Below are 22,404 nucleotides of genomic sequence, written 5' to 3' on the forward strand. Positions count from 1 at the left end.
GCCTCGCTCTGATAAGCTGAACATTTACTAAATAATTCTGTTAATCACTTGCGGAAACTTTCGGGATAAAAAACGTTTCCGTAGTTTTGCCCTGGAATTATAAAAATGGAAACTTCAGTACAACTATCGGTAAAAGACAGGATTGCGACGGAAGCGTTCAGGCTGTTCTGTCGGCGCGGCATCAAAGGCACTTCAGTCGATGATATTGCGCAGCACCTTTCTATGTCGAAGAAAACCATTTACAAGTGGTTCAGCAACAAAGACGAGATCGTGTATTGGGCCATCAACTCATACCTGAGCTCGATTGACGCTGATTGTGAGCGATGCAGGCACCAGGCCCCCAACGCCATCGAAGAGCTTTTCAACATCATGAAAACTACCCGCCAGGTCTTTGCCAGTATTCACCCCGGCATTTTTTATGACCTGCAGAAGTACCACGCCAATGCCTGGAAAAAATGGCAGGAGTATAAGAACCACGACTTCCTTCACCGGATAAAGGAAAACCTTGAGCGCGGTATTTCGGAAGGCCTGTTCCGCCAGGATCTGGATGTAGAGGTAATTGCCCGCCTTCGCCTGGCCCAGATCGAAGTGCCTTTTGACGAGAACCTGTTCCCACGCTTCCAATTTGAGCTGCTGCATGTGCAGACGGCCAGCCTCGAGTACTTTATGCTCGGCATTGCCACGCTCAAAGGGCATAAGATGATCAACGACTACAAGCAAATCACTGAAGAAGAATAACAGCATATACCTCTCCAACTATGAAGAAATACAGCAGCCTGTTACTGATACTGTTCGTCCTGCTCAGCCCGCTCGGGGTGCTGGCGCAGGGCACGCCGCAGGCTTTTAGTCTGCAGCAGGGTATAGATTATGCCCTGCAGAACCGCGCGAGCCTGAAAATAGCCCGAAACCAGCAGGACATTGACAAAGCCAAAGTAGGGGAGATCCGGGCGATGGGCTTGCCGCAGATTAATGCAAATGCAGAGGTTGGCAATAACTTCATCCAACAGAAAACTTTGTTTGATCCGAGTAGTTTTGGCGGAGCCCCGTCTGTGTTAGATCCCTTTGTAATTACTCCTGAACAGTTGGCTTCAGGGCAGCCAATAGTTCTCAATCCGATATACTCGCAGCCAGAACCTCCGACATCGGGCGGGCTCCAGGCAATTTCTTTTGTGCAGCCTTATAACGGAAGTCTCACCGTTACGGGTAGCCAGCTCTTATTCGACGGCTCTTATCTGATTGGGTTGAAAGCCGCCAAAACCTATACCGACCTCGCGCGCAAAACCACCGAGCAGAACGAAATTGATGTGGTGGAACAGGTAACCAAGGCCTACTACAGCGTATTGGTGAGCCGCGAGCGCATGGAGCTCCTCAATCAGAACCTTACCCGCCTCGACACACTCCTGAACCAGACGCAGGTAATGTTTGACAACGGCGTAGCCGAAAAGCTGGACGTGGACCGGCTGCGGGTGACTTATAACAACCTGAATGTAGAGAAACAGAAGACTGAGCGCTTGCTGATTTTGGGCGAATACCTGCTCAAATTCCAGATGGGGATGCCGCAGAAAGAGCAATTGGTCCTGACCGACAGCCTGAGCGAAGTGCAGGTAGATATGGCCAAGGCTACTCGGAATGGTTTTAACTACAGCAACAGAATCGAATACTCAGTGCTGGAGACGCAGCGTGACCTCGCCCTGCTGAACCTGCGCAACATCCGCTCCGGTTACCTGCCGAAGCTATACCTGAATGCGCGCTATGGTTATAACGGCGTAGGGTCCACTTTTTCAGATGTGATGAACATAAGGGCTGGTCAGGATAACACGACAGATAGAAACTACTTTGACTTTGGCTATGTGGGGCTGCAGCTGCAGGTGCCGATTTTCGACGGACTGCGCAAGCACTACCAGATACAGCAATCGCGCCTGACACTTGAGAATGCCAAACTCGGTTTTGAAAGTCTGGAACAAGGTATAGACCTGGAACTGGAACAGGCCTCCACTGATCTGACCAACTCGCTCGACGTGCTGGCATCGCAGCGCGAGAACCTGGAGCTGGCCGAAGAGATTGCCCGCGTGTCCAAGATCAAGTTTCAGGAGGGCGTAGGCTCTAACCTGGAAGTGGTAACCGCCGAAACCGATCTGCGCCAAGCACAAACCAACTACTACGCCGCCATGTACGACGCGCTCATTGCAAAAGTGAACCTCGACAAAGCCACCGGCACCCTTCTGACAAAATAATATACCCAAAAAGCTTACACACGACTTAACTATGAAGAAGATATTTGGAGTTTCATCGCTGGCCCTGTTCTTAAGCCTGGCCGCCTGCAACCAGGACAACGACAAAGAGGCACAACTGGCCGAACTGAAGCAACAGCAGACCGAGCTGCAGGAGCAGATCGCGCAACTGGAGGCAGAGCTGAAGGCGGAGGGTAAGGGCGGACCGGTTGAAAAGAAGACCATGCCGGTAACCGTGGCACAGGTGCAGCAGGATACGTTCCGTCATTACCTGGAAGTGCAGGGCGGTGTAGATTTCGACCAAAACGTGTTTGTGAGCGCCAAAGTGCCGGGTGTACTCACTAGCGTGCGCGTGAAGCGTGGCGACAAGGTAACCAAAGGCCAGACCATGGCAACGATAGACGCGCAGGTGCTGGAGCAGAACATTGCCGAGGTGCGCACCCGTCTGGAACTGGCCAATGTGGCATACGAGCGCCAGAAAAACCTCTGGAACCAGAAGATTGGCACCGAGATGCAGTTCCTGACAGCTAAAAATAACAAAGAGGCCTTGGAGCGTAGCTTGGCTACCCTGCAGCAGCAGCGTGACCAGTACAATGTCAAAGCCCCTGTAAGCGGTGTGGTAGATAACGTGATTCCCAACGCCGGAGAAGCCGTAGCACCGGGCGTGGGCATCATCCGGGTAGTTAATACAAGCGGCTCTAAAATTGTGGCAGAGGTGTCGGAGGCATACCTGACCAGGATAAGCAAAGGGGACGAAGCTCTGGTGCGCTTCCCGGATCTGAATCAGGAAATAACAGCGACTGTGGATGTGGTGAGCAGCTTTATCAACCCCGGCAGCCGAACCTTCACCATCGAGCTCCGGCCTAAAAACGTCGATGTAGAGTTGCGGCCGAACCTGGTGGCCGTGGTGCGCATACAGGACTACCGGAAAGAAGACGCCATCATTATACCTGTCAACCTGGTGCAGCGTGACGAGAAATCGCAGTATGTGTATGTGGCCCAGAAACAAGGCGAGCGCTACGTGGCTACCCGCAAAGAAGTGGAGACAGGCGTGAATTACCAGGGACAAGTAGAGGTGCTGAAAGGGCTGAAGGCGCAGGACTACATTATTACAGCAGGATACCAGAGCGTGAATGAGGGGCAGCCGGTTGTTTTCAACCAGGAAAGTATCGCGCAGCAATAACTTTTTAAGCCGAAGACTATGAAATATTTCAAGCCGACCAATTGGTCCATTGATAATAGGACGAGCATTTACATCATTACCTTGATCATCGCGGTATGGGGTATATTCTCGTACATCACGCTTCAGAAAGAAAATTTCCCGGATATCGTTATCCCGACAGTGTTTGTGGGAACTGTATACCCGGGCACATCGCCGGCCGATATCGAAAACCTGGTGACCCGCCCCATCGAGAAGCAGCTGAAATCCATTTCGGGAGTCAAGGAAGTGTCCTCCAATTCCATTCAGGACTTCTCCATGATCACAGTAGAGTTTAATACTGACGTGGATGTGGTAGAGGCGAAGCAACTGGTAAAAGATGCCGTAGACAAAGCCCGCACCGATCTGCCTACCGACCTCGACCAGGACCCGGACGTGCAGGAGGTGAACTTCTCTGAGTTTCCGATCATGTACCTCAACGTATCGGGCAACTATAGCCTCGACCGTCTGAAGAAGTACGCCGAAGATATTCAGGACCAGATTGAGGCACAGCCTGAGATTACGCGTGTGGACATGGTGGGCGCCCTTGACAGAGAGGTGCAGGTAAACGTGGACCTTTACAAGATGCAGGTTGCGCAAGTGACCTTTGCAGACATCAGTCGGGCCATTGCATCCGAAAACGTGACGGTGTCGGGTGGTAATATTTCGGTCGGCGAAACAAAACGCTCTGTGCGTGTGGTAGGCCAGTATACCGACCCGAATAAGATCGGTGATATTGTAGTAAAATCGCTATCTGGCGCTAACATACAGCTGAAAGAAATTGCCGAGGTTAAAGAGGGTTTTGAAGAGCAGGAAAGCTTTGCCCGTCTTGATAATTCACCTGTTATCACGCTCAACGTGATCAAGCGAAGCGGTGAAAACCTGATCGAGGCGTCTGACAACATCCATACCCTGGTAGAGGACATGCAGGAAAGCGTTTTACCAGGCGACCTGAAAGTGACAATCACCGGCGACCAGTCCACGATGACGCGCCACACCCTCAATGACCTGATCAACACGATCATCATTGGCTTTGTGCTGGTGACTCTGATCCTGATGTTCTTCATGGGTACGACTAACGCCATTTTCGTGGGGCTGTCGGTACCGATCTCCATGTTCATCGCTTTTATGCTGATGCCAGTGCTGGGCTTTTCGCTTAACATGATCGTGCTTTTCTCGTTTCTGCTAGCCCTGGGTATTGTCGTGGACGATGCCATTGTGGTGATCGAGAATACGCACCGGATCCTGCACCAGTCTAATCTGGGAGTAATGAAGTCAGCTAAACTTGCGGCCGGTGAGGTGTTTGTACCCGTGTTGGCGGGAACGCTTACCACGGTGGCACCATTCCTTCCGCTGGCTTTCTGGCCAGGCATTGTAGGTAAGTTCATGTTCTTTTTGCCTATCACGCTCATTGTAACGCTGCTGGCTTCGTTGCTGGTGGCCTTTATCATTAACCCGGTGTTTGCGGTTTCTTTCATGAAGAGAGAGCACGAGCAGGAGGCTGACATTGCCCCGCGGGCCCGTCGTAACTTCTGGCTGCTGATAGGGGGTGCCGCACTGGTGGCTATAGTGGGCTATCTGGCTGGCTGGTACGGTACGGCCAACCTGATCATGCTGGCTGTGGCGCTGGTGCTGCTCAACCGCTTTGTGTTCCGCCGCATGATCCATGGTTTCCAGAACACGACGCTGCCACGCTTCATGCGGGGCTACGAGCGCCTGTTGCGCTGGATGCTGGTAGGCAGACGCCCTGTCTGGATGCTGGTAGGCATGTTCGGACTACTTATTTTCTCAATATTTCTCACAGGGCTGCGAGCTCCTAAAGTAGTATTCTTCCCGGATTCTGACCCGAACTTCATCTATACCTACATCAGTATGCCGGTCGGTACCGATCAGCTTGTGACAGACTCAGTTACACGTGAAGTAGAGAAGCGCATCTATCGGGTAATCGGAGAAAATAACGACGATGTAGAATCGGTTATTTCCAATGTGGCGATCGGGGCCGGCGACCAGAACGACCGCAGCGTGACCGCACAATCTCACTTGGGAAAGGTTACCGTAGCCTTTGTTGAGTATCAATACCGTACCGGCGAGCGCAGCACGCAGGCGTACATGAACGAAATACGCGATGCGGTACGCGGTATACCTGGCACTAACATCACGGTAGATAAAGAGCAGAACGGCCCGCCGGTGGGTAAGCCGATCAGTATTGAAATAGCTGGTGAGGACTTTGATGGCTTGGTAGCTTTGTCGAAACAGGTGCAGACTTATATAGAGCAGCAGCAAATTGGAGGTATAGAAGAACTCCGCAGCGACCTGGAAGACAGCAAGCCGGAGATTATCATCAACATCGACCGGGAGCGCGCCAACCGCGAAGGCATAACCACCGGGCAGATAGGTATGGAACTACGCACGGCCATTTTCGGCGACGAGGCCTCCAAGTTTAAACTGGACGAAGACGAGTACCCGATACAGGTGCGCTACGCAGAGCCTTACCGCAAGAACATTGATGCCCTGCTGGGTATGCGCATCACCTACCGCGACATGAACAGCGGATTGGTGCGGCAAATCCCGCTTTCATCGCTGGCGACAATAGAATATGGTACGTCATACGGAGGTATCAAGCGCAAGGACCTGAAGAGAGTGGTAACGCTGGAGTCGAATGTGCTGGACGGGTATAACGCCAACGAGGTAGTGCAGAGCATCGGAAGCGCGCTGCAGAATTTTCAAATACCGGAAGGCTACGAAATCAGCATGGGCGGACAGCAGGAGGAACAGGAGGAAACAGCCAACTTCCTGCTGATTGCCCTGGTAGCAGCTTTCCTGATCATCTTCCTGGTGCTGGTAACGCAGTTCAACTCCATCTCGAAGCCATTCATTATTCTGTCGGAGGTGCTGTTTAGCATCATTGGCGTGTTGCTGGGCTTCTCCATTTTCGGAATGGATGTCTCGATCGTGATGACCGGGGTAGGTATTGTGGCGCTGGCGGGTATTGTGGTGAAAAACGGTATCCTGATCGTGGAATTCACGGATATGCTCATAGCAGAGGGACGTGACCTGAAGGAAGCAATTGTAGAAGCAGGCAAGACGCGTCTGAACCCGGTATTGTTAACGGCAACGGCAACTATACTAGGCCTGATACCCTTGGCGTTAGGTATAAACCTGAACTTCTATACCCTGTTCACAGAGTTCAAAGCGAACCTCTTCATGGGTGGCGATAGTGCTGCCTTCTGGGGTCCGCTGGCCTGGACCATTATTTTTGGCCTGGGTTTTGCGACCATCATCACGCTGCTTATTGTGCCGGTGATGTACCTGCTCAACGAGCGACTGAGAGCGAAGATCAAAGGAGAAAGAAAGCCCGCAGGCGGCGTAAAAATTATACCTCAGGATGAAACAGAGGTGCCTGTAAACGGAAAAGTAGTCAGAGAATACACCCTATAATATATGATTGCAACAGCAGACAAGACTATTGAGCGCGAGGTTATCCGCATCATTAGCAAAACCAAGGAAATTAGACCTGCCCGTTTGCAGGCAAATGCCCGTCTGGAAAAGGATTTCGGCTTTGATATGGTGGATGTAGTAGATATCATCCTGGAGTTGGAGAAGAGTTTCCAGATTGTTATTCCGGATGAAGTTCCTATCAATACGGTGGGCGACTTTGTAGACTTTGTGGCATCGCATGCGATGCAGAAAGCCAGCTAACAGAAATTTTTAACGCTCTAAACAGAAGCGGCCGGGGTGCAAACCCCGGCCGCTTTTTATTTGATAAACAACAGCACTAACAGACGAACAGCACTCCTATGTAGTTGTCGTTGCGTACGTTTTCAAAAGTTATAGTAAGCGTTCTGTCAATAAGCAGTCGGGTTAGTAAATGGAAATACGGTAGGCTTTTAGCTTTTGGTCGAGCGCCTTTGAGTTAGGACATACCTTGTCGAGCAGCGACCAGAAACCCGGACCGTGGTTTTTCTCAATGGTGTGTGCCAGCTCATGCAGGATCACATAGTCGCAAAGTGAGTCGGGCAGGCGCATCAGGTGCAGGTTCAGGTTGATGTTGTTCGTGTGCGAGCAACTTCCCCAACGCGACTTGGCGTTTTTGATGAACACATTCTGATAGTCGAAGCCAAACTTGTCGGCAAAAAACTTCACACGTTCCGGCAAATACCCTTTGGCCTCTTTACGGTAAGCCTCCTCAATCGACTTGCGGATAAACTTCTGCACGTCGTTGTCGCGCACGTCTTTGTAGGCCGGATAGAACACGTTGATGTACCCGTTCTCGATCACGCAGCGCATGGTATACTGGGCATGTGTAAGCAGGCGCAGGGAATGGCTGCGGGTCTTAAAATCAGTGTTGCCATCGTACATAGTCACGCGGGCTTCCTGCTGCTTCATGCGGGCCTGGTGCTCTTTTATCCAATCGCTCTTGGTATAAATAAGCTGTTCGGCTTTCTCAAAGCTGATATGGGGAGGCACTGCCACGCGTATACCTTTAATGGGGCGCACACTGATGCTAAGACGCTTGGCCTTGTCGCTTCGTTCGATCAGAACCTTCCCGATTCCGTCGATGTGAAGATTAACGGATGTTAGTCGTAGAAATGATGAAGACACCTTGGCTAAAAGTTAAAAATACACAATCATCAGTCCAAATATAGAAAATTAATTCCTTAAGAAACTAATCGTCAGACGGCTTTTTTCTAAAACTTTTAAATTTTCTGTATTTGAATAGTACTATATTGTGTAGGCGTTATGTATTTTTTTAAGCCATGTTACGGGCTTATCTGGCCTGCTGCTATACCTTCCTGAGGCGCTAAAATGGCATAAAAAAAGCTGCCTCCGGGGCAGCTTTTTTCAATTCGTACTGTTAACCTGGCTAGCGAATATTGCCGCCTTCCGGCAGGTCGTCGTGCGGGTCTTTGGCTACACGGCTGCTGTCGGTTGTGGCGGCGCGCACGATTGGCTCATGGTGCCCTTTTTCTTCGCTACTTTGTCCCTGTGAAACGCCTTCGTATTGTACTTCAGTTGTGCCGGCAGGCTGGTCGCTGTACTTAGGGGTGCCAAAAGAACTATCGGCATGGTGCGGCTCCATGATATGTACAGATTTCTGATGAGCCAGACGATCCTCGTCCCACTCTTTGAATTTGTCAAGCTCCGACTTAATGCTGGTCATGAACCAGGCAAGCAAAGTTGCATCGTCCAGTAGACCGATAACAGGTATAAAGTCAGGTATAAGATCAATCGGCATCAGGAAGTAAAGGATGACAGCGATACCTCCAACAAGCGTCGTGTTGGGTATACCTTTGTACTCGCCGTTTATCGCAGACTTGATCATGTGCGAAAGCACCTGGAAGCTTTCCCATACCTCGGCGGCAATGGATCCCAGGCTTTTCTTGGCGGTGGCCTTCTTAAAGGCGTCGTTCAAAAGCTTGATAACCTGCGAAGGGTGCTCCAGATACTTCTCGGCCTTTTTGAGGATGTTCTTAAACAGAGGGCTCTGGGAAATGGTCTTTCCGTCCGGGCTTTGTTGTTGCTGGTTTTGCGTATTCTGATCTGTCATAAAGTGTCTGTGATTTTGGATGGCCCCAGTTCAGGGGTTATGCGAATCGGGCGCAAGTTGCTCAACTCTTAACAAGCTTCCTATACCTTGCTACAAGTAATTTTGTTCTATCCTGTAAACGAAAAACGGGCGCATTATGCTGCCACCCGTTCTTAAATTTTCTTCACGAAGGTATAGCGCTAATCTACACGGCCCGCCGCATAATAGTAGTTGCGGTAGTAGGGCTCTTTCAGCGAGCTAACCATCACGCCTCCGCTTGTGGCAGAGTGCACAAACTTGTTGTCCTTTAGGTAGATGCCCACATGAAAGATCGGTTGCCTGGGGCTGCGGCGGAAGAATACCAGATCGCCGGTGCGTATACTGTCTTTGCGGATGCGGGTGACGTCGTCGAACATGGAGCGGGAACTGCGGCTCAGGTCGATGCCGTATACGTCGCTGTAGACGCGGGTTACAAAACCGGAGCAGTCGGTGCCCCTTTTGGAGCTGCTGCCATAGCTGTAAGGTGTGCCCAGCCACTTGGTTATGGTTTCGAGCAGATCCTTGTCCTCGTTGTAATCAAGTTTCAGTCCGAGTTTGCGGGAGTAGCGCTGGTAGAAGGCCGAGTCTATAGGTTCGCTTAGGTCTAGTGGTATAGGTGGTAGCTCGAGCGCTCTGGCAATGTCCTCTCCGGTCTGGACAGGGTATAGCATGAGAGCAACCGTTTCTGTTTTGACTGGCGTCGACTCCGGCTTTTTTACTTCGTAGAAGAAAGAAAGAGCAATGGAGATAAGGGCCAGAATACTCAGTATGATTGTTTTTGTCATAGGGTTTAGCATGTTTAACACTGCCGTGGCAGCAAACTTTGTCACCGTATGGTTGTAGAGTGGTATAGGTCTGGAAATGCAATTTATACCCTGCAACCTGTCCGCCCGATACAAATATTGGCGAACAAGGTAGCAAAAGTAGGTACAATTTTCTAAACTGGCAATATACTAAACCGCTGATGTTCACGGGAAACAGGTATAGGGTTTGCCATTAAAGCTGCTACGTTCGCTCGGTTTTGCGCTTTGGGATGTAACTCTCAGGGATATTTTATTCAGGTATAAGCTTACAAAAATGAAGTATAAAATTGTGGAGAACTCGCCCTTTGCGCGCATTGCCCGCCTGGTGCTCAAGAGCAGCAATGTGGCCATGGTGCTGGGCAAAACCATACACCTGAGTGGTGTGAAACGCGACGGCTTTCTAAAAGACAAAAGCTGGCTGGCGCACGAGCTTTGCCACATCCGGCAGTTTCAGGAACACGGCTACCTGCGTTTCCTTTGGCTATACCTGCGCGAGTCGATGCGGGTGGGTTACTACAACAACAAGTACGAAGTGGAGGCCCGCATTGCCGGTTTGAAGGGTGAAATTGATTTACCGGTGGCCCAAAAAGCAGACAGCTCGATCAAACCGACCGAACTGCCTTTGCCAATTGATATTAAAAAAGAAGTTTAGTCTACGCTTCGCGCCATTTGATGGTGCAACCGATCGCCTTCGTGTTCGGCTGGCTCACGGCTTTACCGGCTACCAATTCGTCCAGCGCAGCCTCGGCGTATTTCTTTTTTACCTTCTCCGGCTCACGTGAATTATCGTCTATGGTGCCAATGTAAGCTACTTTGAACGTGCCGTCTTTTTGCTTGTCTACCACATACAGATGCGGTGTGCGGGTGGCACCGTAGGCTTTGGTAATTTCCTGCGTTTCGTCATACACATACGGGAAAGGGAATTTTTTCTCCTTGGCACGCACCTGCATGTGTTTGTAAGAGTCCTTTGGCGATTCCTTCACATCGTTAGGGTTGATAGCTATAACCGGGTAGCCTTTGGGCGCATACTTGTTGTGCAGATCGATGATGCGGTCTTCGTAAGCTACAGAGTAGGGGCAGGTGTTACATGTAAAGGTCACGATAAAGCCTTTGGCATCTTTGTAGTCGGCCATCGAAACCATTTTGCCATCCACGTTCTTCAGTTTAAAGTCGCGGGCCGTGTCGCCTACCTGGTAACCGGAGTTGTTGGAGGCAGGTATAGCTGCCATCAGCACACCCACCAGCAGCAGGCAGGCCATGTAAAGGAACGGTATTCGGTTATTCTTCATAGTTATGGATTTGTTTGAGGTTATAGTTTATACTTGGTGATCAGTTCCTGAAGTTCCTGCTCCGAAATTTCGCGTTCAATAAACTTGTACTGCCCGCGCTTGTTGTTGAAAAACATGGTGGCAGGTATAGCACCCGACCACTTCGGCTCAATGCGGTCGATCCACGTGTTGCCGTCGGGCTCGTCGAGCAGGTATAGCTGCGACTGCAGGTTGCGTTTCTTCACAAAAGGCAGCACACGCTTCTCCTTGTCCTGCACAGCATCCATACTCACCAGAATTACGCGCACGGGCTGGTCTTTGTATTTTGCGTTAGCAGCCTCAAAATAAGGTATTTCTTTGATGCAGGGCTTGCACCACGTGGCCCAGAAATTCACCACATACAGCGTATCGTGCGGCGCCTGGCGTAGCTCCTGTAACTGATCGAACTTGATGGTGGTAACGGTTTGGGCCTGTGCTGCTGTGCTGGAGATAAAGCCCAGTGCCAACAGTAAAATAAGTTGTTTCAGATATACGGTCATGGCATTATAACGAAAGAGGAAGCAGGGCTATTGCTGCTTTTTGTTCTAACAATTTGCCCTCCAAATCGTTTTGAATAAGCTATACGCATGTTAAACTAAAAAAATGAACTTAGAATGGCTAATAATCTGAAAGGAAAAAAGATAGCAATCGTAGTAACCGATGGATTTGAGCAGGTAGAGCTAACCGAACCGAAAAAAGCCCTGGAAGAGGCCGGTGCTGAAACGCACCTCATTGCCCTGAAAGAAGGCGAAGTAAAAGGCTGGAACCACACCGACTGGGGTGACAAATTCAAGGTAGACAAAACCATAGACAATGTAAATGCCGATGACTACAACGGCCTTTTGCTGCCCGGCGGTGTGATGAGTCCTGATAAGCTACGCGTGAACGAGCAGGTGGTAAGCTTTGTGAGCAAGTTCATGGAAAGCGGAAAACCGGTCGCCGCCATCTGCCACGGCCCCTGGACGCTAATTGAGACCGGCAAACTGAAGGGCAAAAAAATGACCAGCTACCATACCTTAAAAACTGACCTGAATAACGCCGGTGCCGAGTGGGTGGACCAGGAAGTGGTAGTGGATAATGGCTTGGTGACGAGCCGCAAACCGGACGATATACCTGCCTTCAACAAAAAGATAATTGAGGAGTTTGCCGAAGGCCGCCACGAGCCGCGCTAAGTACGATCTGGAGTTGATAAAAAGCCGTTGCGCTATACCTAAACAGGTATAGCGCAACGGCTTTTGTTATACCTATACCTTAGCTAGGTATGAGGGGACAATTTGAGTTAGAACTTAAAGGCCCTACTGCAGCAGGCGCAGCAGTTGTTCGGAGCGACCATCCAGCAGCACAACCAACGTAATATCGAGTATCAGCAGAAAGAATGCCTGCAGCGTAATTGCCTGCCCGTAGCCGAGGTATTGCTCTGCCTTTGGCGAACTCAGGGAGCTTTCTTTGAGGTAGGCAGCCAGCATCAGAAAAGCAAGGTCCAGGCCGATGCTCAAGTATAGCAGCTTCAAAACCCACTGGTGGTAGTCCACGGTTTCGGGCAAAGTGCGCGCGCCTGCGTCTACCGACAAGGTATAATAGAGCGAGCCGCCCGCGATGATCAGGTTGACGATGTTCCAGTAAATATTCATCTGGAAAAAGTAGCGCCTGTTACGCGACGACTTGGTGAGTTTGATGCTGCTAATCAGGATGTTGATCAGTGCCCAAAGCCCCAGTGCCAGCATCCCGAACTTCAGCGTCTCTGCCTGTTCTAAGTTAAATGCCGCTATGGCGTTGCCCTGGGCGTTGGCCGTGAGGCAGAGTAGCAAAAGCGGCAACAGGCAAAGGTATTTTCTCATCATATGTTCACAATTGGTTTGTGTAGGAACGTATTGTGGGTGAGTTTAGCATAGCTGAGCCGGAATAAATGTAGGAACAGTACAATTGCTGTAACGCAGTTGCAGGTATAAGTGTTTGCTGTGCAGTTTATTGGCGGTGGGCTACTATGTCAAGTCCAATATTTACAGCCGGGTATATCGTCCTGTTTCCGAGCGATTTGTCAGCACCATAATTGAGCTTCCAGTGTGTGCGGTCGATGTTGAAGTTGGCTCGGGCGCGCAACAGGGTATCTACCAATTCAACTTTGGCCGGAAAACTGATGCTTTTAGTGATATCCTTTATGGTAAGGTTGCCTGTTATTTTGTGGTTAGGGTCTTGGATGCGCAACTGTTTTGTATTCCCTGCCGTGGCTGGCGCCTCTTGTCGGTCCGTGCTGTCGTATGGGGCAATGGAGGTAATTACAAAGGAAGCGGCAGGGTATTGCTCTACGGCAAAAAATTCGGTAGAGCGCAGGTGGGTTGTCAGTTTCGTGTTCCCTGCCTTGTCAATAGACTTATCATCCGAACGCACACTGGCCATGTCAAAGATCACTTTCCCGCCATGCAGCTCGCCATTGTGCAGCGTAATTCTGCCCTGCCTGATAGGTATAAGGCCATTATGACGGCCCGTCACTTTGGCGCCTATCCAGGTAACGGAGCTTGCAGTCGTATCTATCTGAAAGGTCTGGTCATTATTAAACGGAGCCATGTAGCGTACGGCAGCACCCACTTCGGCTTCGTCAGTATTTACAGTGGTGTCGCAGGCCATACCGGCAATTGCCAACAGAGCCCAAAGTAAGGTATAGAGCGGTTGTGGTCTGTACGTGTTCATAATTTTAAGCACTGTGTCCGGCAACACAGGGGGTGGTTTTAGCATTGTCTCAACATTATAAAATACGTCATACATAGACAAATAGCTAAAAATGAGCGTGCTATACCTTAACTAAAACAAAAAAGGGACCTGTTGCCAGGTCCCTGAATAGAGAAGATCGGAGGTGCGTAATGTTTAAAAGCCAAGGCCCAGGTATACCTGAAATACGCCGTGTTTTATATCCTGATTGATCTTCTGTCCCTGATTAGTTTCCTTCCGAAGGTCCTCCAACCCCAGGTTATAGCGGGCACCCAGCCTGAAGATGCTCAATCGTGCTTCGGCTCCGGCCGCTATGCCATAGGCAAAGGTATTGAGTGGTTCTATACCCACTTCCGTGTCTTCTTCTTTGGCTGACATCAGCACACCTACCTGCGGACCAAAGTGCACGCTCACATTCTCCGTGATATTAAAAACGGCCAGAATCGGCACTTCCAGGTAGTCGAAGCGGAAGGTGGAGTCGTTGCGCTCGATGCCTTTGCGGGAGTAAAGCGCCTCGGGCTGTATAGAGAATACATTGCCTAACGAAAACTGGGTATAGACACCAGCATGGAAAGTGGTGAGGCCGCTGAAATTGCCCAACACCTCTTTGTCGCTGCCGCGAAGGGTGGCAAAGTTCACGCCGCCTTTTATGCCAAATCCTGAGTTAGAGCCAGTCCCGCTAAACAGGTTGTGATTTTGCTGTCCTGCCGAGGGACCATAGTCTGACTGGGCAAAAGTAACTGTTGAGATCAGGCAGGCAATTAGGAAAAGTATGGGTTTTTTCATCGTGTTGGGTCATTGGTTTCTGTGAGAGCCTGCCACGGGCAGACCAAAGTATGAATTTTATATATGTATAGCTATATATCGTTTTAGAGTAATGAAGGTTGCATGCGACTTTCGTTCAGACGATTAGGTATAGCTTTTGGGAGAGATGAATTGAAAGCAGATGGCGCGTTTTTTGCACTGCTCCCTGTAAAGCCTGACCCAGGGGATTTGCTAAATAGAAGAGGAGGAGATTAAAATTTACCTGAAATTAACATAGAGTTAACATGAATTGGTGGATAATTCACCATAATCAACATAGTTATCCACATTTTTCCACATTCTGAATGTGCATTTGTGGGCAATTATATAGGGTTTCATGAATTTATGCACTGGTGTGCATAGGGTGCTTTACATAATGTTGTGCGTACATAATTGCACTGAAAATCAGGTGTAAGCGGTGCGAAACAGCGCCATAAAGCAGACCAGAATCTGATAATGCAAGAGCAGGTTTAGACGCTTGCTCCAAAGTAAAATGAGGTGGTGGATAAACCAGATTCGGTGTATAAATGTTAATTTTACACGATGTTGAAAATTGCCTGGTCCGAGATATTTGCCCACTCCCTGCCCGAAGGCCATCGCTTCCCGATGGTCAAGTACGACCTGCTGCCCGAGCAGCTGCTTTACGAAGGCACCATCACCTACGACAACCTCTTCGCGCCCGAGCCTCTCCAAGAACAGTACATCCTCGACACCCACGACGCCACCTACTGGCAGCGCCTGCGCAACCTGGAACTGAGTCCGTCGGAGATCCGAAAAACGGGTTTTCCGTTATCAGAGCAGCTGGTGCAGCGGGAGGTAGTGATCATGAATGGTACGCTGCAGGCTGCCTTGTTTGCGCTGGAGTTCGGTATCGGCATGAACATCGCCGGCGGTACGCACCATGCCTTTACGGATAGGGGCGAGGGCTTCTGTCTGCTCAACGATATTGCCATTGCGGCCAATCATCTGCTCAGGTATAAGGGCATCAAAAAAGTACTGGTAGTGGATTTGGACGTGCACCAAGGCAATGGCACGGCGCAGATATTCCGGGACGAGCCGCGGGTGTTCACCTTCAGCATGCACGGCGGGCACAACTATCCTTTCCACAAAGAGCAGTCGGATCTGGATGTGCCACTGGCGGAGGGCACAGATGACAAAACTTACCTGAAACTACTGGGAGAGCACCTGCCACGGCTGCTGGATGAGCAACAACCGGAGTTTGTGTTTTTTCAATCGGGGGTGGATGTGCTGGCGACCGACAAGCTCGGGAAACTGGGTATGAGCATAGCGGGCTGCAAAGTCCGCGACCGCATGGTGCTGGAGGCCTGCGCGCGCCACCGTATACCTGTCACGGTAAGTATGGGCGGCGGCTACTCCAAACAGATCGTGCACATTATAGAGGCGCACGCCAACACCTTCCGGCTGGCGCAGCAGCTCTTTTTCTGAGCCTAGGGTCTGGATTTCAGCTTATCGTCCTCGCTCTTACCTCTTGCTCCCGGGAGCAGCAGCTTGAGCACAATGTAAACGATCGGAGCCAGTACAAGTACCAGGATCACAAACAGCGCAATCTTGAGCACTTTTACAAAGACAGAGATAACCAGGACTGAGATAATAATGGAAACTATGAAAAGGATCCAGAAGTTGAGCGTGCTTTTGTTCATGTCAAAAGGGTTAAGTGAGCGATTCAGCTATACCAGTTGCGGGCGTGCCGCAGTACCAGATAGATAGCCGGTAGCAGCGTTGCAATAAGGGTTAGTGCCAGCCATACATTCGTCACAAACTCACGGGACCAGGCGAAATAAAACGCCACGGCAGCCAGCAGTACCGAAAGCAGGTAAGGCACGTTGATCCGTCGCATCATAAGGGAGTTGGTTTGTATACCTTGTTAAGGTACTAATTGTTAAGCTTTTTTCAAAAGGAGCTGCCACCTGAAAGCCCACATCCAGCGCAGGTTATACCTATCTATACCTGCCTCCTGCACCAGTTGCTGCAACTCATCTTTTCGAAAAGCCCGCCAAACCGAAAGCGGAGCGTCGTTTTTAACCAAGTGAGATCCTGAAAAAAAGCGGGTTAATAGTTTAATGGAATGATAAGCCAGCCAGTGCCGGTGCAGGTCGTTAACGATAACAGCTATACCTGACTGCCGGTGCAACTGTCGGAACATGCTCACGAGTTGCTCGTCGGTAAAGTGGTGGCAGAACAGGCTGCAAACGATTATGTCATACTGTTGCTGCTGAAAGCTCTCCGAAAACACATTATGCTGCACCAACTCTATCTCAGGAAAGCCGCCGCAGCGCAGCCGGGCGTACTGCACCATAAAATCATTGGCGTCTATACCTGTGAGCTGCACCGGAATGTTTTTGCGGCGCGCCCACTTGGCAATGTGGCGCAGCGTGTCGCCACCGCCGCAGCCGATATCAGCCAAACGCAAAGGAGGGCCTGTATACCCGGCCAGCAGCTTTTCCAGTGCATCGAGCACCACCTTATACCCGCCCAGCCAGGTGTTGATGGTTTCCAGTTCTTCGAGGTTGCGCCGTAGCTCATCACCTGACAAGCTGAGGTCGTCCATCAGTTCGGCTTGGTTAGACCTTTGTTTCAGCATAATGCACCTTCAGTAACATCGATTCCAATGTCAGTCCGGGGCCGAAAGCAAAGCTTAGCACCGGTTCGTCTTTTTCCTGCGTGGTCAGGCTTGCCATCAGTTCCTTCAGCACAAACAGCACCGTCGCCGACGACATATTACCAAACTCATGCAGCACCCGGTAAGCAAAGCGATTGTCGTCGCGGGTCATGCCCAGTTCCTGTTCTATCACTTCCAAAATGCGGCGACCGCCAGGGTGTATGGCAAACAGCTTGATCTCCGAAACAGTGGTGCGCAGTCCCTGCAGCAGGCGATCTGTCAGTTGTTTGATACCGTTTTTGATCAGGTCGGGCACGTAAGAGGAGAGCGTCATTTCAAAACCGGTGTCGCCGATGTGCCAGGCCATTTCGCGCTTGCCTGCCGGAGCCAGATCGCAGTGAAAAGACTGTAGCTCTAGGCTCACTTCTTGGCAAGGTTGGCCCTGCATGAGCACGGCCGCTGCGCCGTCCCCAAACAGCGCATTAGATACCAGGTGGTCCTGCTCCGGGTTCTTCTGGAAATGGATAGTGCAGATCTCGGTACACACCAGCATCACTCGGGCACTCGGATCAGCTCTGCAGATAGCGTCGGCCAGTTTGATGGCGTTGAAGGCCGCGTAGCAGCCCATAAAATTGACAGCCGTGCGCTGCACACTGTAGTTCAGTTCAAGTCGCTCTACCAGTTCAATGTCGAGGCCGGGAGCGTACATGCCGGTGCAGCTCACGGTGATCAGGTGCGTCAGGCTCTGCAGGGAAGTGTCGCTAACCTGGTCCAGGCAGTTGCGCACCGCTTGCTCCGATAGGTCGAGGGCGTGTTTGCGGTATACCTCCATGCGCTGCTGCACAGTCGGGAAAGGCTCCAAATCGAGGGTGTTGGGGAAGAAGGTATAGTCGCCGTTCTGGCGGGTGAAGTCTTCGAGCACACTGTAGCGCTGGCGTATACCTGACACCCGGTAAAGTGCTTTGAGTTTGCGACTTCCCTGTTCATCGAGCTGGTGGGCCGCAGCCATAAAGTCGACCACCTGCATCTGCGGGATTTTGTGTGGCGGGTTAGCCGTGCCAATACCGCATATATAGCTTTTCATAAGCTGTTGTGTGTTCTAATAGTTTGTTTCAGCGCAATAGGGGTGCTATACCTGTAGTTCACCCGACTGTCATAAGGTATAGCAGCAACAGGCAGGTAATCATAATGTTTGTGCTTGTCTCATCTGAAGATACAACCACAGGTTTGGATAAGTACGAAAGCCGCTGCTTTAAGATGTTCAGCTTAGAAAGGCTGTCCGTGGGTTTGGCGCATGATCAGGCGCACTGCTGCCGGAGAATAGCGCAGCGTGCCCACTGCCACTTCCGAAAGCAAAGGGTTGCCAAACAGCCGCTGCACCGCACGACCTACCTGCAAACGGCGCTCAAACTGCTTTTTCCAGGCCAAGGTATAGCCTGTTTCCAGTGCTTGGCGATTGCGACCATTTTGAAAGTAATGCACCACCTGCTCAGCCGCGAGCTTGCCTGCGTGTATGGCCATGGCCATGCCGTTGCCGCAAAGTGGTGTAATCATACCGGCTGCGTCGCCACACATCAGCATGTGGTTTTCCACACAGGTTTTAGTAGCAAAGGATATTTCGTTGATGACTTCCGGCTGTTCATACAGAAACTCCGCTTCTGAAAATATGCGACGCAGGTGCGGGTTTTGATGTAGAATAGCTTGCTCCATGGCAGGTATAGACCCATGTCGGCGCAGGTTCTCACGGGTAGTCAGGTAGCAGAAACAGTAGCGCCCGTCCTCAATGGCCGATATGCCGGCATAGCCATCCTGAAAATTATGCAGGGCAATGAGGTTGGAAGGCATGTCAAAGCGGAGGTGATATTTTACGCCAATGTAAGGCGATCGCTTAGCAAAAAAAGAGCGACTCAACTGTCGGTCCAAGGTGCTGCGTTTGCCATAGGCGCCCAGCGCTACCTCCGCAGCAAGCGTGTCGCCATCCGATAATTTTAGTACAAATTGGTTGCCCCGAAATTGCACGTCCTGCACCGTTGTCTGTAGCCGTACCTGTACGTCTTTTGCCAGAGCTACTTCATACAGAAAGTGGTCGAGGGTATAGCGGCTCACGCCGAACCCACCCAGGTCGAGCGGCGACTCCAGCGTGACGCCCTTGGGGGAGGTGAGCATAAAGCGTGAAATATAGGCTGGTTGAAGCCCCGACGGGTCGGCTCCGATAGCGCGCAGATAAGGCAATACCTCGTTCGAAACGTACTCTCCGCATACCTTATGCAGTGGGTAGGACTTTTTTTCGATCAGTGTCACAGCAAATCCCTGCCCGGCCAGCGCAATGGCACTGGTCAGTCCGGCAAGGCCCCCTCCGATAACGGCTATCTGCATAATTGACCGGCTATATACTTTAAGTCCAAAAAAACTTTCAACTAATTGGTGAAAGCATCTGATTTGGTGTGTAAAATGCAAGAACAAATTATTGCTCCAAACGTTAACATTATGGAACAACTTTTGTATATAAGTTAGAAAGACAAGATCTTAATTTTCAATATGAAGCAAATTATACTTACTCTCTTTTTCTCTATGACAGTTCTGCTGGCATTTGCCCAGGTACGCGACCCCGTTCCCGTGCAGACTGAAACAAAGAATAAGGGCCTGGAGCAACAGGAAAAAGAGGTTGCTATATATCCTAACCCCAACAACGGAGTTTTTACAATTTCGTTTGCCCAACTCAATGCCCAACAGGTCGAGCTGCGCATTTTGAATGTGATCGGAAACGAGGTGCATCAGGAAGTGATCAGCCGTCCGGACATTCACGCAACTAAAACCGTAGACCTGACCCGGCTTGCCAAGGGACTGTACTATGTTAAGATAGAGGCTGATGGCTACAGTTCTGTAAGAAGGGTTGTAGTCAAATAAAAGAACACATACATAACAAAAAAGTCCGCTCTGCATGCTGAGCGGACTTTTTTGTTATGTATCGGAGCAGACTATTCCGGCAAGATGGCTTTGGACACAAAACCAGTGTAAGCGGTGGTGTCGCGGTGCACCCGGGCTTTCACAAACATCACATCGGATGTGTCAAGTACCTGAATAAGCTGTGTGGTATCGAAGTGGAGCAGGCTACTAGCCTGGAAGCTGGCTGTTTTGTATATCTCTCCGCCCATCAGGGGCCGGGTAGCATACAGCACATCTGCCGGAAGCTCTCCGGTTTCGCTGGCAACGGTAGCTTCAGAACCGTCTACTTCCATGCTTCTCTGTTCGCTGTTGCAGGCAGCAAGGCTGGCAAAGAGAGCCAGCATACATACAGTTAAAGTTGTTTTCATGGTGTTTGAGAGTGGCTTCAGCTCCAATATAGCGAATAAAATATAAAACTTAAAATATAGTGCCTTCGCGAAGTAACTCAGACTCTTACTATTAAGACGGACTGGTGCGGTTTAGTTCCCAAATCACGCCGAAAAACAACAATCAAATGGTGGCCCTGAGCAGAATCGAACTGCTATCTAAAGTTTAGGAAACTCCTATTCTATCCATTGAACTACAGGGCCCGTTGTCAGGAATTATATTTTCAAAAGCTGTACAAATTTAGTTTAATTCCTACTATTTACAAGCAGGTCTACTCCTGTGGAGTCTGTTCTTGCGGTGTCTGTTGCTGCGGTATCTGTTCCTGTGGAGTAGGTCCCATCACAGGTTCATCGTAAAAGGCAATGGAGATACCGAATGCGATTACAGTCAATATCAGACCCACCATAAAAATGGAGTAGGAAACGCGCAGAATCTTATACTTGCGGCTCAGCACCTCTCCCAGGTAGTAGATATCGGTGATCATGTTTGTGTAAAGTGATTGTTTGTCGCGCATGATCTCGTGCATACCGTTCTGGAAATCCTCGAGCGGGATGTTAGTGAAGTTGCCAAAGAAGAGCAGGTTCACCTTTTTGCTGTTGATTTTCTTGCGGTTGAAGGAGAAGCTCGTAACCTCGGGCTGCGCCGAAATAATAGCAAAGATCACCGAGCCAAGTGTGGTGAGCAGCAGCATACCTACAGGTATAAGCAGTGAGCGGTGCTGGGCAAATTCCGCCCCGGTAATAGAGGTTTTGGTGCTCAGGTATGTAATGATCACGGACATGATGATGGCATTGAGGCTGATCATCATATTGGCCTTGTTATCGGCGATAGCGCTCAGGTTCAGGTGCGTTCGGTAGGTGTTGCGGAACATGGTCTCGATACCACGCTTGGGCTGTGCCAGTGTCTCGCGCTGCTCTTTTTCCTCCTTCTTCTGCTTCTTTGACTCCCTGTGCAGCTGGTTGCGCTGCTCCTGTATGTTCAGGCCAAGCTGCTCGGCATATTTGTGCTGGGCCTTTGCAGTAAAAAAGGTGGTGGAAAGCAGAAACTCCATCTGAAACTGCGCCCATTCCTGGTCCGTGAAAAACTTGTCTTTGAAGATCTCCCACTCTACACGCAGCAGCTCGGCCGTAGCAAAGAAGGTTTCCTTGCCGATGTTGGCCATATCAGCATCCACAATGACCTCCTGCAGCAGTGTTTCCGGTTTAGTGCCGTGCTTGGTGGCCATGATGCAGTCCGTTATGCAAGCAATGCGCTCGGGCGGATAATTCTTTTCATGTAACCACGAAGTGGCATAACGTACGCTTTCTTCTTCGTGTCCGTCGTAGGTTTTTAGATAGCCCGTGTCATGAAACCAGGCAGCCAGTTCCAGGTCCTGCAGTTCTTCAGGACTTAAATTATACAGTTCGCCCAGTTTCCGGGCTTCTTTAGCAGTCTCAAAGGTGTGTTTGTAATTGTGGTAAACAAGCTTTTTGGACAACTGTTCCTTAAAAAGCCTGAAAACGTACTCACTGGCTTGTTTGACGATATCTTGTTCTTCCATAATGGTGTCTGCCGCCATTATCAGGGAGCTCTGCAATTGGTGCATAGTTGTGAGCGGCGGTTGAAGGTGGTGCTAATATTCTTTTGCCGTTACGGCGAATACCACTTTTTGTTGAAAAGGCTGGCTACAACGCATACAATGCCCTATATAGTAACGCAATAACTTAAAGCGGCTGCCCTACGTTATTTATCTCAGCCCTGTCGTAGCCCCCGCTACCTTCAGGCACAGATACCAACCATGCACTACCAAGACCAGCCAACGCTTTTAGTCCTTGCCGGACGGCAGCAGACTTTTTG

At 50.3% G+C, this 22,404-nt stretch carries 24 protein-coding genes and 1 tRNA gene; 9 read left to right on the top strand and 16 right to left on the bottom strand.

The annotated features are described in order from the left end of the window. The first annotated feature begins 105 nt into the window (after window positions 1-105). From K3G39_RS11665 to K3G39_RS11685, 5 genes are read left to right on the top strand one after another with little or no spacing between them, the layout of a single operon-like run. Complete coding sequence (locus tag K3G39_RS11665) at window positions 106-738, top strand: TetR/AcrR family transcriptional regulator (protein WP_255594261.1); 633 nt, start codon at window positions 106-108, stop codon at window positions 736-738. Window positions 739-758: 20 nt separating this feature from the next. Continuing rightward, entirely contained in the window at window positions 759-2,234 is a 1,476-nt protein-coding gene (locus tag K3G39_RS11670) for a TolC family protein (protein WP_220626337.1), read from the top strand. 31 nt (window positions 2,235-2,265) lie between these two features. Further along, complete coding sequence (locus K3G39_RS11675; protein WP_220626338.1) at window positions 2,266-3,414, top strand: efflux RND transporter periplasmic adaptor subunit; 1,149 nt, start codon at window positions 2,266-2,268, stop codon at window positions 3,412-3,414. An 18-nt stretch (window positions 3,415-3,432) separates the two neighbouring features. Continuing rightward, window positions 3,433-6,867 (top strand): efflux RND transporter permease subunit, encoded by a 3,435-nt coding sequence (locus K3G39_RS11680; RefSeq protein WP_220626339.1) that lies wholly within the window; start codon window positions 3,433-3,435, stop codon window positions 6,865-6,867. Window positions 6,868-6,870: 3 nt separating this feature from the next. Next, complete coding sequence (locus K3G39_RS11685; RefSeq protein WP_220626340.1) at window positions 6,871-7,128, top strand: acyl carrier protein; 258 nt, start codon at window positions 6,871-6,873, stop codon at window positions 7,126-7,128. 162 nt (window positions 7,129-7,290) lie between these two features. On the opposite strand, the gene K3G39_RS11690 is transcribed toward K3G39_RS11685, so the two are convergent. The 3 genes from K3G39_RS11690 to K3G39_RS11700 all read right to left on the bottom strand — a co-directional run bounded on the left by K3G39_RS11690 (window position 7,291) and on the right by K3G39_RS11700 (window position 9,780). Beyond that, window positions 7,291-8,031, bottom strand: a complete 741-nt coding sequence (locus K3G39_RS11690) for a SprT family zinc-dependent metalloprotease (RefSeq protein WP_220626341.1) — start codon at window positions 8,029-8,031, stop codon at window positions 7,291-7,293. A 262-nt stretch (window positions 8,032-8,293) separates the two neighbouring features. After that, window positions 8,294-8,977, bottom strand: a complete 684-nt coding sequence (locus K3G39_RS21165) for a YkvA family protein (protein WP_220626342.1) — start codon at window positions 8,975-8,977, stop codon at window positions 8,294-8,296. Window positions 8,978-9,156: 179 nt separating this feature from the next. Continuing rightward, window positions 9,157-9,780, bottom strand: coding sequence for a C40 family peptidase (locus K3G39_RS11700; RefSeq protein ID WP_220626343.1), 624 nt, complete (start codon window positions 9,778-9,780; stop codon window positions 9,157-9,159). A 292-nt stretch (window positions 9,781-10,072) separates the two neighbouring features. Between K3G39_RS11700 and K3G39_RS11705 the strand changes: the two genes are divergently transcribed. Then, the gene (locus tag K3G39_RS11705) at window positions 10,073-10,450 is read left to right on the top strand and encodes a hypothetical protein (RefSeq protein ID WP_220626344.1); all 378 of its coding nucleotides are present in this window, start codon (window positions 10,073-10,075) and stop codon (window positions 10,448-10,450) included. A 1-nt stretch (window position 10,451) separates the two neighbouring features. On the opposite strand, the gene K3G39_RS11710 is transcribed toward K3G39_RS11705, so the two are convergent. Both K3G39_RS11710 and K3G39_RS11715 read right to left on the bottom strand, forming a co-directional pair. Then, the gene (locus K3G39_RS11710) at window positions 10,452-11,087 is read right to left on the bottom strand and encodes a thioredoxin family protein (protein WP_220626345.1); all 636 of its coding nucleotides are present in this window, start codon (window positions 11,085-11,087) and stop codon (window positions 10,452-10,454) included. 20 nt (window positions 11,088-11,107) lie between these two features. Next, a complete protein-coding gene (locus K3G39_RS11715) occupies window positions 11,108-11,605 on the bottom strand; it encodes a TlpA family protein disulfide reductase (protein ID WP_255594262.1) in 498 nt (165 codons plus the stop codon). A gap of 114 nt (window positions 11,606-11,719) precedes the next feature. Here K3G39_RS11715 and K3G39_RS11720 point away from each other — a divergent pair, with 114 nt between their 5' ends. Continuing rightward, window positions 11,720-12,277, top strand: coding sequence for a type 1 glutamine amidotransferase domain-containing protein (locus tag K3G39_RS11720; RefSeq protein WP_220626346.1), 558 nt, complete (start codon window positions 11,720-11,722; stop codon window positions 12,275-12,277). 123 nt (window positions 12,278-12,400) lie between these two features. On the opposite strand, the gene K3G39_RS11725 is transcribed toward K3G39_RS11720, so the two are convergent. The 3 genes from K3G39_RS11725 to K3G39_RS11735 form a co-directional block, all read right to left on the bottom strand. After that, window positions 12,401-12,946 (bottom strand): hypothetical protein, encoded by a 546-nt coding sequence (locus K3G39_RS11725; RefSeq protein ID WP_255594263.1) that lies wholly within the window; start codon window positions 12,944-12,946, stop codon window positions 12,401-12,403. Window positions 12,947-13,070: 124 nt separating this feature from the next. Beyond that, the gene (locus K3G39_RS11730; protein ID WP_220626347.1) at window positions 13,071-13,793 is read right to left on the bottom strand and encodes a YceI family protein; all 723 of its coding nucleotides are present in this window, start codon (window positions 13,791-13,793) and stop codon (window positions 13,071-13,073) included. A 174-nt stretch (window positions 13,794-13,967) separates the two neighbouring features. After that, the gene (locus K3G39_RS11735) at window positions 13,968-14,597 is read right to left on the bottom strand and encodes a porin family protein (RefSeq protein ID WP_220626348.1); all 630 of its coding nucleotides are present in this window, start codon (window positions 14,595-14,597) and stop codon (window positions 13,968-13,970) included. A 561-nt stretch (window positions 14,598-15,158) separates the two neighbouring features. Here K3G39_RS11735 and K3G39_RS11740 point away from each other — a divergent pair. Then, window positions 15,159-16,061 carry a histone deacetylase gene (locus K3G39_RS11740; protein ID WP_220626349.1) on the top strand — a complete coding sequence of 301 codons (903 nt, stop codon included), beginning with the start codon at window positions 15,159-15,161 and terminating at the stop codon, window positions 16,059-16,061. 2 nt (window positions 16,062-16,063) lie between these two features. On the opposite strand, the gene K3G39_RS11745 is transcribed toward K3G39_RS11740, so the two are convergent. The 5 genes from K3G39_RS11745 to K3G39_RS11765 form a co-directional block, all read right to left on the bottom strand. Then, the gene (locus tag K3G39_RS11745) at window positions 16,064-16,276 is read right to left on the bottom strand and encodes a hypothetical protein (RefSeq protein WP_220626350.1); all 213 of its coding nucleotides are present in this window, start codon (window positions 16,274-16,276) and stop codon (window positions 16,064-16,066) included. Between the two features lie 23 nt (window positions 16,277-16,299). Then, window positions 16,300-16,476, bottom strand: coding sequence for a hypothetical protein (locus tag K3G39_RS11750; RefSeq protein ID WP_220626351.1), 177 nt, complete (start codon window positions 16,474-16,476; stop codon window positions 16,300-16,302). A 39-nt stretch (window positions 16,477-16,515) separates the two neighbouring features. Further along, on the bottom strand, window positions 16,516-17,217 hold the full coding sequence (locus tag K3G39_RS11755) for a methyltransferase domain-containing protein (RefSeq protein WP_220626352.1): 702 nt from the start codon (window positions 17,215-17,217) through the stop codon (window positions 16,516-16,518). Beyond that, window positions 17,198-18,319: a type III polyketide synthase gene (locus K3G39_RS11760; protein WP_220626353.1), complete on the bottom strand. Its 1,122-nt coding sequence runs from the start codon at window positions 18,317-18,319 to the stop codon at window positions 17,198-17,200. Before K3G39_RS11760 ends, K3G39_RS11755 begins: the two co-directional genes overlap by 20 nt. A 182-nt stretch (window positions 18,320-18,501) precedes the next feature. Beyond that, window positions 18,502-19,611: an NAD(P)/FAD-dependent oxidoreductase gene (locus tag K3G39_RS11765; protein ID WP_220626354.1), complete on the bottom strand. Its 1,110-nt coding sequence runs from the start codon at window positions 19,609-19,611 to the stop codon at window positions 18,502-18,504. A 162-nt stretch (window positions 19,612-19,773) separates the two neighbouring features. On the opposite strand from K3G39_RS11765, the gene K3G39_RS11770 reads away from it, so the two are divergent. Continuing rightward, window positions 19,774-20,142 (top strand): T9SS type A sorting domain-containing protein, encoded by a 369-nt coding sequence (locus K3G39_RS11770; RefSeq protein WP_255594264.1) that lies wholly within the window; start codon window positions 19,774-19,776, stop codon window positions 20,140-20,142. 71 nt (window positions 20,143-20,213) lie between these two features. Here the strand turns inward: K3G39_RS11770 and K3G39_RS11775 are convergent, their stop codons facing one another. The 3 genes from K3G39_RS11775 to K3G39_RS11785 all read right to left on the bottom strand — a co-directional run bounded on the left by K3G39_RS11775 (window position 20,214) and on the right by K3G39_RS11785 (window position 22,153). Beyond that, window positions 20,214-20,549: a hypothetical protein gene (locus tag K3G39_RS11775; protein ID WP_220626355.1), complete on the bottom strand. Its 336-nt coding sequence runs from the start codon at window positions 20,547-20,549 to the stop codon at window positions 20,214-20,216. A 147-nt stretch (window positions 20,550-20,696) separates the two neighbouring features. Further along, window positions 20,697-20,771: transfer RNA gene (locus K3G39_RS11780), tRNA-Arg, on the bottom strand. A 68-nt stretch (window positions 20,772-20,839) separates the two neighbouring features. After that, window positions 20,840-22,153 carry a Pycsar system effector family protein gene (locus K3G39_RS11785; protein WP_220626356.1) on the bottom strand — a complete coding sequence of 438 codons (1,314 nt, stop codon included), beginning with the start codon at window positions 22,151-22,153 and terminating at the stop codon, window positions 20,840-20,842. Window positions 22,154-22,404 lie beyond the last annotated feature (251 nt).

Origin of the sequence: Pontibacter sp. HSC-14F20 (assembly GCF_019599265.1) — a bacterium.
Taxonomy (GTDB): domain Bacteria; phylum Bacteroidota; class Bacteroidia; order Cytophagales; family Hymenobacteraceae; genus Pontibacter.